Here is a 12,180-nt window from a genome sequence, read left to right on the forward strand (position 1 = left end):
TATGGCAACTAAACACGAACAGATCATTCAATACATTGAGACGATGCCTGTTGGCGAAAAATTATCCGTACGTACAATCGCCAAGAATTTGAACATGTCCGAGGGGACCGCATACCGAGCAATAAAAGATGCAGAAAATATCGGATTGGTTTCCACCATCGAGCGTGTCGGGACAATCCGAATCGAACGGAAATCCAAGGAAAATATCGAGACGCTGACATTTGGACAGATTTCTAAAATCATCGAGGGGGATGTGTTGGGCGGCAAAAAAGGCTTGGACAAAACTTTAAGTAAGTTTATCATCGGCGCCATGCAGCGGGAAGCGATGGAACGCTATATTTCACCGGGTTCCCTGATGATTGTGGGGAACAGAAACGACATCCAGGAGTTTGCGCTTGAGAAGGGTGCTGCCGTATTGATTACCGGGGGATTCGACACGGATGAATCCATCATCGACTTAGCCAATCGGGTAGACATGCCGATTTTACGTACCACCTATGATACCTTTACCGTTGCGACGATGATCAACCGGGCGATGACGGACCAATTGATCAAGAAAGAAATCATGTTGGTGGAGGATATCTACACACCGATTGAAGAAACGAAATTTTTATCCTTGGATGATACAGTCTACGATTACCGCAGCCTCAATACAGAGAGCACGCATTCCCGTTTTCCGATTGTAAATCACAATATGCGTTTAGTCGGCATCATTACGGCAAAAGACATCTTAGGCAAGGCGGACACCGTGTCGCTTGAACGTGTCATGACCCGCGAACCGATAGTCGCGAAAACGCATATGAGCGTCGCAAGTGTTGCGCACCGCATGATTTGGGATGGACTGGAAGTTCTTCCCGTTGTGAAGGACAATCTGCAGCTATTGGGAATCATTTCCCGGCAAGATGTCATGAAGGCTATGCAACTGGCGCAGCGCCAACCGCAAGTGGGGAACACGATTGAGGACCAGGTAGTCGAAAACCTGGAGTTGATCGAGGAGGAAATGGACGTTAATCAGCTGCCGGCTTATCGTTTCAAGATCACACCCCAAATGACAAACAGTATAGGCACAGTATCGTTCGGTGTGCTGAGCGAAGTTTTGGCAAGCACTACCAAAAAGATACTCTATTCTTTGCAAAAAAGAAACGCCGTCATCGAACAGATGGATATTTATCATTTGAAGATGATCCAAATCGACAGCGTCATCGAAATCCGTTCCAAAATATTGGAATTGGGAAGAAGGTCTTCCAAGCTCGATGTGGAAGTATATCTAGAAAATTCGTTGGTCGGCAAAGCAATCGTCACCTGTCAGCTGATGGAAAAATCATAGGGGGCAATCATTTGGATAAAAAAGTAGTATACCAAGAAATCATGGATAAAATTAAAGCCTATCAAACAGTCATCATCCATCGTCATCTTCGACCCGATCCCGATGCCTTGGGTTCTCAAATCGGGTTGGCGGAATTGATCAAAAAAACTTATCCGGATAAAAAAGTCTACGTCGTCGGAGAAGAGGTAGCTAGTTTAGCTTACTTAGGGGGAATGGACACCATCCCGGATGAGGCCTACGCCAACGCGCTGGTCATCGTTACCGATACCGCAAACCAACCGCGAATCAGCGATAAACGTTATGGGAAGGGCGACTTTTTGATCAAAATTGACCATCATCCTAATGAGGACATGTATGGGGATATCGGACACGTGGACACGGCTGCCAGCAGTTGCAGTGAAATAATAGCGGATCTGTCTTTCTCCATGGGTGAGCAATTGCCGATGAATGATGACGCTGCAAGGGTTCTGTATGCGGGGATTGTTGGGGATACCGGCCGATTCCTTTACCCTGCGGCTACGGCGGATACGCTTGCAATTGCCTCGAAATTGATGCGTTATGATTTTTCCGCATCGGACATCAGCCAACTGATGAACACAAATTCGCAAAAAATCGCTAATCTATCCGGCTTTGTATTGCAGAACATCACAATCAGCGATGTCGGAGTTGGGAGCATCATCTTATCAAGGGAAATATTGGAAAAATTCGATGCAGATGACAGCGATACGGCTCCTGTAGTGCCGTTGCCCGGCACGATTGAAGGTGTGCTCTGTTGGGGCATATTCGTTGAACAGCCGAGCGGGAAATACCGCTGCAGACTCCGTTCAAAAGGGCCGATCATTAATGAAGTCGCAAAACAACACGGTGGTGGGGGACATCCTTTGGCCAGCGGAGCCGATGCGAAAGATGAGGCGGAAATCAATGAAATCGTGCTTGCTTTCGAGGAATTGGCGATCGAATGGCAGAACAGCCATTAAATCCTGATGAAGTCCAGTTCGTAATGGAATTTAAAAATAGATGAAAAGAGGGCGGGGCGGCAAATCATGGAAAATGATTGCCGTCCCGCCCTCTCTCTGTATTATTCTGTTTCTATTGCTTTTTTCTTTAAATAACTTTCGGTCCAATTAAATTGATTCCAATGGAACCCATCTTTTGCAAGCAATTCATCGCTTTCTTTAGGGCCCATCGTGTGGCTTTCGTATTCGAAAAGGGAACCGCTGCTTGCGTCCTGCTCGTCCCATACTTTTCGGATGCGATCAACAAAGTGCCAAGATTGAGATACTTCATCCCAGTGAGAGAAATTTGTCGGATCTCCGTTTAAACAGTCGAGCAACAAGCGCTCATATGCTTCCGGACTGTTTAATTGCGTATCTTCATCGTAGATGTGATGCATATGGATGTTTTTCATTTCCGTTCCTTGACCCACACGTTTTGCGTTCAGGCGCAGGGAGAAACCTTCCAGTGGGGAAATGTGGATCGTCAAAACATTCGGTTCCGCAACTTCGCTGACATTTTCGGTAGGGAAGATGTTCATGGCGACGTGCTTAAATTGAATGTGGATATACGTTTCTTTCGAAGCCAACTGCTTTCCGGTGCGGATATAGAAAGGAACGCCTTTCCAACGGAAGTTATCCACTTGGATTCTGCCGGCCACAAATGTTTCTGTGATGGATTCAGGGTTCACATTCGGTTCTTCACGGTATCCGACCAAACCTTCTTCAGCGTTTCCTGCATATTGGGCGCGGATAAAGTTCCGGTTTACTTCTTCAGGAGTGTCATACAAACGCAGGGAACGCAAAGCCTTAATTTTTTCGTTGCGGATATCTTCCCCTTTTAAGGATAAAGGAGGCTCCATAACCAATAGGGCAACGATTTGGAGAATATGGTTTTGGACCATATCGCGCAATGCGCCGTTATTATCGTAATAGCCACCACGGTCTTCGACGCCGACGGTTTCCGATAATGTGACCTGGACGTTGTCGATATATTTGTTGTTCCAAAGGGACTCAAAAATCATATTGGAGAATCGGACCGCTGAAATATTTTGTACCATTTCCTTGCCTAAATAGTGGTCGATCCGGAAGATTTGATTCTCTTCAAAGGAACGACGCAACTGTTTGTTCAGCTGATCTGCAGATTCATAGTCCCGTCCGAAAGGTTTTTCGATGATCAGACGGTTAAAACCATCTGTTGTAATCAATCCCTCAAGCTTTAGTCTTTCTGCAATGATGCCGAAAAATTCTGGGGCCATCGCCAAATAAAAAAGACGGTTACCCTGAAGGTCATATTTTTTATCCAGCTTTTCAGATAGGTCTTTTAAATGCACATAATGTGCGGAGTCAGTGACATTGTGGGAAAGATAGTAGAAATGCGAAGCGAATTTTTTTGCTTCCTCTGGATCTTCGATTAAGTCTTTGATGGAGTCCAAAACGACTTCATGATAATAGGCGTCTGTCCATTCTCTTCGTGCTGTGCCGATTACGGCGAAATTGTCCCTTATGAAGCCCTTTTTGTATAAGCGAAATAATGACGGGTACAATTTTCGGTGAGCTAAGTCGCCTGTTGCTCCAAAAATCGTAAATAGAGCAGTATTTTGGGTAATCATTGCATGTCCCCCTTGGATTATTAGATTTATTTATTCCATCATTATACTATTTTCATATTCTATTGGCAATGAAAGAAAACAAACGATAGATATTGTGTAAATATGACAACGTTCAATGGATATGCCAAGCTGTAATGATGTAGGGAATCAATATATTGTGTGGATAGCGCAATTCTTATTTGAAATTAAGGTTAAATAGCTTTTGTTGTGGTATAATATGTCAGCACTAAAAAAGAGAAGAAAGACAAGAGGTGAAAAACATGGAATTTTCAGACTTTCAATTAAAGCCCTTTTTGCTGGATGCAATCAGCAGATTGAATTTCAAAGAACCAACCGATATCCAAAAACAGATCATTCCAACGATTCTAGCAGGCAAAAGCGTGATTGGCCAATCCCAAACAGGGACTGGTAAGAGTCACAGTTTCTTATTGCCGTTAATTCATGCTATCGATCCAGCAAAAGATGAAGTCCAAGTTGTCATAACCTCACCTAGCCGTGAACTTGCTGAACAATTATATCAGACTGCAATCCAATTGGTTGCAGAAGCTCCAGATGAAATTCGGATAGTAAACTATGTTGGTGGGACAGACAAAAAACGCCAAATCGCAAAATTAGCCAGTCATCAACCGCATATTGTCATCGGAACGCCAGGAAGAATCGTTGATTTGATCAACGAACAAGCTTTAAAAGTATACACTGCCACGAAGATGGTCATTGATGAGGCCGATATGACATTGGATTTAGGATTCCTATTTGATGTCGATCAAATCGCAGGACGCTTGCCGGAAAATATTCAAATGCTTGTGTTCTCCGCTACGATCCCTGAAAATTTGAAACCATTCTTAAAGAAATACATGGCAAATCCGTCTATCATACAATTAAAACCGGAACACATTATTGCACCTTCCATCGATAACTACCTGTTGTCTACAAAAGGTCAACCAAAAATAGATGTGTTATATCAAGTGCTGAAGATGGGCCAACCTTACTTAGCATTGATTTTTGCCAATACCAAACAAAACGTTGATGAAATTGCTGAAGGATTACGCGCTCGCGGGATTAAAACAGCCGTACTTCATGGGGATGTCCCTGCCCGCGAACGGAAACGCATCATGAAACGGGTCCACAACATGGAATACCAATTCATGGTAGCGACTGATTTAGCCGCTCGTGGCATCGATATCGAAGGTGTTTCCCACGTCATTAACTATGAAGTGCCAAAAGACATGGAATTTTTCGTTCACCGTACCGGAAGAACGGGACGCGGTAATCTGAAAGGCACAGCGATTACGCTTTACAGCCCGGAAGAAGAAAAAATAATTGACGAACTGGAAGCGTATGGCGTCATCTTTAAACCAATCACAATCGAAAAAGACCAATTGGTGGAAACATACGAAAGAAAACGTCGTGAATTAAGAAGCGCTCCAAAAAACCAAGATCCCGATCACCGCATCAAGGGCATGGTCAACAAAGCGAAGAAAAACGTGAAACCAGGCTATAAGAGAAAACTGAAACAAGAAATACAAAGTCAACAAAAACGCAAACATAGGGCCGGCCAGAACCGGATGAAATCGAGATAACCAGATTTTCAGAATGGACGGGACTTTTGTCCCATCAGCCTACAATTGCATAAACGCAAAAAAACTTCATGACGGTCCGTCATGAAGTTTTTTTTGCGTTTATGCTTCGGGTATTTGTTTTGTATCCTTGACTGCATTGTAATAATAATAGAGCGCTAGTGCGACAATGATTTCCTCCTGGAAATAGGCAACGAACCCAAAACCGTTCAAAAGAACAAAAAATAATGCAGGAACCGAGATGGCGACAAGAGCCATGTTCCAATTATCAAAAAATGTTTGCCGTTTCCCGACCAAGCTGCTGAGGATATTTGCAAAAAGGCTGATGATGAGAAGCGACAGTGATAATTCAATGGCTGAAACCACGAAACAAAAAATGAACAAAATGAAGACTGATAATGTTTGGTTTTTGGTAAAATCGGTCAATAAAGATTTGAAAAACTGATCGGTCATCTTATCTGCTTGGGTATAAGGGATTGTCAAAGGGATACCGCCAGCATACAAAACAAATTCATTCCGGGAAAAAAACAAACTCAACGTAAAGTTTTCGGATCTGCTTGCCAAATCCCTTTCGGAATAGGAATTTTTTGGATCGAAGGTCAACATAACCGTATCCGTCTTATAAATAAAGCCTTTTTCCATCGGCTCATCCAGAACCAATTCATCATCTATAATAGTGAATGCCGGAATCTTCTGAGCAACAGCTTGGGCATCTGCACCTAAATTTTGCAATATGGGAAAGCTGCTCATGAAAATGGGGATGCTGACCGCAAGCGAGAGTATGAAGAAAAGCAGAGAAGAGGCGCTTTTTTTCAGTTGCTTAGCACGCGACAATTGCTTAGGGTCGATAAAACTTTCTTTTATTAAACGAACAATTGTGATTGTAATCATCCTTTCTTTTTGATACTACATCAGTCTAGCTGAAAAGAAATAAAATGGCAATAATTTTTCAATACGGTTTCGAAGCATTATTTTTGATTAAGTCGGAGAATGATGATACATTGATAACAGCTAGAAAATATGATATTCATTAGGAGGAACTTAACATGGCTTTTATTTTACCTGAACTACCTTATGCGTATGATGCTTTACTGCCGCATATCGATGTGGAAACGATGCATTTACACCACGACAAACATCATAACACATACGTGGCAAACGTAAATGCGGCATTAGAAAAACATCCAGAATTGGCTGAAAAAACAGTTGAAGAATTATTGACTGATTTAGATGGCGTTCCGGAAGATATCCGCACAGCTGTTCGCAACAACGGCGGCGGGCATGCTAACCATAGTTTGTTCTGGACTGTCCTGGCTCCCAACGCCGGCGGAGAACCAACGGGTGCTGTGAAAGCGGCAATCGATGAAGCGTTCGGCAGTTTCGATGCCTTGAAAGAAAAATTCAACGCCGCGGCTTTAGGCCGATTCGGATCCGGCTGGGCATGGCTGGTAGTGGCTGACGGAAAATTGGAAGTTACTTCCACTCCTAATCAAGATTCACCGATCAGCGAAGGAAAAACGCCTATTCTAGGTTTAGATGTATGGGAACATGCTTACTATTTAAACTATAAGAATGTTCGTGCAGACTATATTAAAGCTTTCTGGAACCTTGTTAATTGGGATGAAGTTAACAGACGCTTCGAAGCTGCAAAATAATGACCAATAGAGAAGGCCTTGGAGCGTGAGTTCCAAGGCCTTCTTTCTGCATTCGGAAGCAATACCTGCAGCGTTTATAAAAAATAAGCTGAATTATTTTACATGTTGCAAGATTTAATATAATATACATCTTGTAAGATACATCGTGGGAGATTTATATGGATGTGTTCCTAAGGAAGGCGGTAGAGCAAATGGATGAATCTATCTTTGATAGAGCATTGGATCAACAACTCTGTTTTGAAGTATATCGTGCTTCAAACGGTTTTTCGAAAATGTATGGGCGGGCCTTGAAACCTTTTCAACTGACCTTTCCGCAATATTTGGTTTTGTTGGCATTGTGGGATGCAGACGGGGTACTCATCAAGAATATAGGCGAACGATTGGGCATGGGCATCGGTACCTTGAATCCGATAATGACCCGATTGGAAAAACAGGATTGGATAAAAAAAACGCCATCGCTGGGAGACAAACGATCCGTGATCGTCTCTTTGACGGAAAAAGGCAAGCGATCGAAGAGGGATATCGCGCTATCCATTTTGAAAGAAATAAGCATCTGCAATTTTACCGGCATCGAGGGCGAAACATTGATGAAGCAGCTAAAGATACTGAACCGGGCTTTCGCCGCGATGGAAGGGCGTCCGCAGTAGTAGGTTGATACAATTTAAGGTAATGCGGAATCGTTCCAGCATGCCTTATAGCGAAAAAATACTGCTTGAGCTATTGTAAAAAAAGGAAAAGAGGGGTGATCCATCCTGGCTATAGAATCGGTTGGGAAATCGCCCGAAATGTTGAAAATCATTCAAAATGAAAGAAGGGTTACAGAATATGTTCTTAGCTTGGAAAGAAATAAAGCATTCAAAAACAAGATTCTCATTGATCATCGGCGTGATGGTATTGGTTTCCTACTTAGTATTTTTTCTGGTGGGGTTAGCTTACGGATTGGCGCAAGATAATCGCACAAGCGTCGATAAATGGCAGGCGGACGGCATCGTCTTGACGGATGAATCGAATACGAACATCAATATGTCCATGCTCAATTTAGGCGCTGTCAAGGATGTCGAGGCGAAGGATATCGCGGTGTTGGGACAGGCGCCCAACGTTGTCAGAAAAAAGGGGACAACGGGAGATAGCACCAAAATCAATGTAACCTTCTTCGGCATCGAAACTGATCAATTCATCATGCCGAAAGTCATTGAAGGGGAAGCTTTTCGAAAGGATGATGAGGTCATCGCGGACATCAGCCTGAAAGAAGAGGACGGCATCGAATTGGGAGATACGTTGCAGCTTGCGGGATCAGAAAAAGAAGTTAAAGTGGTAGGTTTCACCAAAGATGCCAAATTTAACGTAGCCCCTGTTTTGTATACAACGGTTTCCACTTTCCAGGATATCCGTTTTGAACAAGTGGATAAAACGGAAAACGGCCGTGTCAGTGCCCTTATCGTGAGGGGGAGCAACAACTCGCTTAATGGCATCACCATCAATAATGACGGCTTGAAAGTGTATCCGATTGCGGACTACATCAATAAGATTCCGGGATACAACGCGCAAGTACTGACATTCGGCCTGATGATCGGCTTCCTGGTCGTGATTGCAGCAGTGGTAATCGGCATCTTCATCTACGTCCTGACCATCCAAAAAACGAGTATATTCGGTGTTATGAAGGCACAAGGCATTTCATCGAGCTATATCGCCAAATCTGTCGTTGCGCAGACATTTCTATTGGCAGTGATTGGTGTCGGTATCGGTCTACTGTTGACGGTCGGAACATCATTGGTATTGCCGGCAGCTGTCCCTTATCGGACGAACCCAGTTTTCTTGGCAGGCATAACGGCGATATTGATCATCATGGCAATATTGGGAGCATTGTTCTCTGTACGGGCCGTTGTAAAAATCGATCCTCTAAAAGCAATCGGATAGGAGAGTAAAGATGAAATTAATTGAATTGATTGATGTTTCCCGTTCTTTTGGAGAAGGGGAAATGAAAGTAGATGCACTTAAAAAAACTAATTTTTCTGTTGAGGCGGGGGAATTTGTCGCCGTCATCGGACCGAGCGGGTCCGGCAAAAGCACATTCTTGACGATTACGGGAGGACTACAGACACCTTCAGAAGGGAAAGTCATGATAAACGGGAATCCCTTCAGCGAAGTGTCGGAAAAGAAACGCGCAAAACTTCGCTTTGAGGAAATCGGATTCATATTGCAAGCCTCCAATTTGGTTCCGTTTTTGACGGTCCAAGATCAGCTGCATTTGGCGAACAAAGTAGCAAAGTCAAAAGTGGATAGAGAAAAACGGGATTCCCTTTTGGAAGAACTGGGCATTATGGATTTGAAAAATAAATTCCCGAGCGACCTTTCAGGCGGACAACGCCAGCGGGTAGCCATCGCGAGAGCATTGTACCATGATCCTTCCGTTATCCTGGCGGATGAACCTACCGCTAGCTTGGATACACAAAAAGCATTTGAGGTTGTCGAAATTTTGGCGAGAGAAACAAAGCTTAAAAAGAAAGCGACAATCATGGTTACTCACGACGAACGACTGATTGGATATTGTGATAAAATATATGTGATGAAAGATGGCGTCTTGACCGAAAGGGAAAAAATCTGACATGCTGTGAGTTGGAAAAAAGAAGCCCAAGAAAGATAGAGTCAGAAAATGGTTACTTATTTCTGGCTCTTTTTTAAAACCTTTTGCTTTAGATGAGTAATTGTTTAGTGGGCTGCTGTGGCACCCCATAGGAATCAATAGTATGAGCTGTGATCATTTCAGTGATAAGGGGGAATAGGAAATGGAAAGCGTGAAAATCTATTTACTTACTTTAGCAGTGTTCTTTCTGGTGGATATCGTCTGGCTAGGTGTCATATCCAAGAATCTCTACAAAAAATATCTGGGGCACTTGATGACACCGACGGTCAATTGGACAGCCGCAATCATTTTTTATCTACTGTTCATTGCGGGGTTGGTCTTTTTCGTCATCAACCCGGCGCTTGCAAAGGGAAGTCTTCTTTATGCCATTCTTGCGGGAGGTTTTTTCGGGCTCATCGCCTATGGGACCTACGATTTGACGAATCTTGCCACGTTGAAGGACTGGCCATTGCTTATTACAGTCATCGACCTCGTCTGGGGAACATTCCTTAACGCGGCTACAGCGGGAATCACCTACGTTGTTGCAGAGAAGTTCTTTTTTTAATTTTTTTAGAATAGCCTAAGACAGGAGCGATAAAATGAGCGTTCAATATTTGGATAGTGAAAAATTATATTATTCTTTTGTTTCTGGAGCACAGGAAGTCATTAAAAATAAAAAAACATTGAATGAAATCAATGTTTTTCCGGTTGCGGACGGCGATACCGGGAGTAATCTTTCATCAACGATGCACGCCATCATATTAGACGCCAAAATACTGCATACCGTCAAAGCTACGATGGGCACCATAGCAGACGCAGCGTTGAACGGGGCCAGGGGGAACTCCGGCATCATCATTGCGCAATACATAAACGGCATATTCATGAGCCTGCTTGACGAAGAGAAAATCAACATGGTTTCCTTTGCCGAGACCGTAAAGAATGCAGTCCCATACGCCTACAAAGCTATTGCGAATCCCGTCGAAGGGACCATCATCACTGTCATCAAAGATTGGGCGGAATCCATATACAGAAACAAGGATAAGGCCGCTGATTTTCAAGAGTTGTTTTCGGAAGCGATGACGGATGCATCGCATTCTTTGGAGATGACAACAAAGCAGTTGCAGGTTCTCGAAAATTCCAATGTGGTCGATTCAGGCGCGAAAGGATTTGTCCATTTCATCAATGGCTTTTTGGATTTTTTAAAATCCGGCAAGTTGGGAACGGAACTGGTCGAGGCTGACGAAGATTTTTCATTCAATGAAGATTTGATACACAGCAATCAAGAGATCCTGCACAGATACTGTACGGAAGCCTTGGTTACCGGCGAATTCATCAATCATGAAGCCATAAAAGAGTCGCTTTCGCAATTCGGCGATTCGCTGATCGTTGCGGGAAATGATCGGAAAGCAAGGATACATATCCATACGAACACTCCCGAAAAAATATTCCAGGTTCTCAGGACAGCAGGAGTCATCGTTCAACAGAAAGCAGATGATATGGTCCGGCAAAATGAAGATGCTTTTGAACGCAAGTACGATATCGCTTTGGTAACGGATTCCATTGCCGATGTTCCTCAGGAAGTGATCGATCGTTTTCAAGTTCATATGGTTCCGTTATCGCTGCATTTCGAGGGGACCTCCTATTTGGATAAGTTGACGATGACGGCGGAAATATTTTATCCTATACTGGATGAAATCGCCGAATACCCCACGAGTTCACAGCCCAATCCCGTCGTCATAGAAAGTTATCTGCGCGCGTTGACCGATCATTACAAGAAGGTCATCATCGTGACGGTGGCCAAGGAACAAAGCGGGACCTACAGCGTCTTCCGTAAGGCTGCGGAAAAATATGCAGGGGAAGGGAAGCAAGTTGTGGTCATCGACTCGAAAAAAAATTCCGGTGCGGAAGGCCTCCTTGTCATGAAGGCAGCCGAGTTGATTCATTCCGGCAAAGGGATGGAGGAAATCGTCCGAGAAATCGAATCCTTGAGGGAGAAAACGAATATTCTAGTAAGCGTCAATACCTTGAAGTATATGGTCAGATCCGGAAGGTTGGGGAAAGTCTCGGGCTTCGCGGCAAAAGCGCTCAACTTAAAGCCGGTGATATCCATCGATAACATCGGCAAAGGGAAAATCGAAAAGAATGCCTTCAGCGAAAAGGCAAATATGCGCAAAATAATGGGTATGTTAAATGAAGTCAATAAAAAAGATAAGATCACGAGATATGCCATTGTTCACGCAAATGATGCAAGCAGGGCGGAGGTGTTCAGCCTGCGATGCACGAAATTGCTGGGGAAAGAGCCGGAATATATAATGAATATATCGACCATTGTAGGGATGAGCGCAGGGGTCGGCAGTGTCGCCGTTTCATACATGTGTGAGGAGGGAAAATAG

At 43.7% G+C, this 12,180-nt stretch carries 11 protein-coding genes; 9 read left to right on the forward strand and 2 right to left on the reverse strand.

The features are described 5' to 3' along the window. Position 1 precedes the first annotated feature (1 nt). Entirely contained in the window at positions 2–1,327 is a 1,326-nt protein-coding gene (locus tag BM101_RS03060; protein ID WP_087030601.1) for a DRTGG domain-containing protein, read from the forward strand. A gap of 41 nt (positions 1,328–1,368) precedes the next feature. Further along, the gene (locus tag BM101_RS03065) at positions 1,369–2,304 is read left to right on the forward strand and encodes a DHH family phosphoesterase (protein ID WP_087030962.1); all 936 of its coding nucleotides are present in this window, start codon (positions 1,369–1,371) and stop codon (positions 2,302–2,304) included. 101 nt (positions 2,305–2,405) lie between these two features. On the opposite strand, the gene zwf is transcribed toward BM101_RS03065, so the two are convergent. After that, a complete protein-coding gene (zwf, locus tag BM101_RS03070; RefSeq protein ID WP_087030604.1) occupies positions 2,406–3,932 on the reverse strand; it encodes a glucose-6-phosphate dehydrogenase in 1,527 nt (508 codons plus the stop codon). 260 nt (positions 3,933–4,192) lie between these two features. Here zwf and BM101_RS03075 point away from each other — a divergent pair, with 260 nt between their 5' ends. Then, on the forward strand, positions 4,193–5,512 hold the full coding sequence (locus BM101_RS03075; RefSeq protein ID WP_087030606.1) for a DEAD/DEAH box helicase: 1,320 nt from the start codon (positions 4,193–4,195) through the stop codon (positions 5,510–5,512). 99 nt (positions 5,513–5,611) lie between these two features. Here BM101_RS03075 and BM101_RS03080 read toward each other — a convergent pair whose 3' ends face one another. Beyond that, positions 5,612–6,400: a DUF1189 family protein gene (locus tag BM101_RS03080; protein ID WP_087030609.1), complete on the reverse strand. Its 789-nt coding sequence runs from the start codon at positions 6,398–6,400 to the stop codon at positions 5,612–5,614. A gap of 155 nt (positions 6,401–6,555) precedes the next feature. Here BM101_RS03080 and BM101_RS03085 point away from each other — a divergent pair, with 155 nt between their 5' ends. The 6 genes from BM101_RS03085 to BM101_RS03110 all read left to right on the forward strand — a co-directional run bounded on the left by BM101_RS03085 (position 6,556) and on the right by BM101_RS03110 (position 12,180). Continuing rightward, complete coding sequence (locus BM101_RS03085) at positions 6,556–7,164, forward strand: superoxide dismutase (RefSeq protein WP_087030611.1); 609 nt, start codon at positions 6,556–6,558, stop codon at positions 7,162–7,164. A 191-nt stretch (positions 7,165–7,355) separates the two neighbouring features. Next, positions 7,356–7,811, forward strand: a complete 456-nt coding sequence (locus tag BM101_RS03090) for a MarR family winged helix-turn-helix transcriptional regulator (RefSeq protein WP_087030614.1) — start codon at positions 7,356–7,358, stop codon at positions 7,809–7,811. Between the two features lie 178 nt (positions 7,812–7,989). Beyond that, positions 7,990–9,081: an ABC transporter permease gene (locus tag BM101_RS03095; RefSeq protein WP_087030617.1), complete on the forward strand. Its 1,092-nt coding sequence runs from the start codon at positions 7,990–7,992 to the stop codon at positions 9,079–9,081. Between the two features lie 10 nt (positions 9,082–9,091). After that, positions 9,092–9,769: an ABC transporter ATP-binding protein gene (locus BM101_RS03100; protein ID WP_087030620.1), complete on the forward strand. Its 678-nt coding sequence runs from the start codon at positions 9,092–9,094 to the stop codon at positions 9,767–9,769. A 181-nt stretch (positions 9,770–9,950) separates the two neighbouring features. After that, entirely contained in the window at positions 9,951–10,352 is a 402-nt protein-coding gene (locus BM101_RS03105; RefSeq protein ID WP_087030624.1) for a DUF2177 family protein, read from the forward strand. 34 nt (positions 10,353–10,386) lie between these two features. Beyond that, positions 10,387–12,180 (forward strand): DAK2 domain-containing protein, encoded by a 1,794-nt coding sequence (locus tag BM101_RS03110; protein ID WP_087030627.1) that lies wholly within the window; start codon positions 10,387–10,389, stop codon positions 12,178–12,180.

It is taken from the genome of Trichococcus palustris, from assembly GCF_900114465.1.
GTDB classification, from domain to species: Bacteria; Bacillota; Bacilli; order Lactobacillales; family Aerococcaceae; genus Trichococcus; species Trichococcus palustris.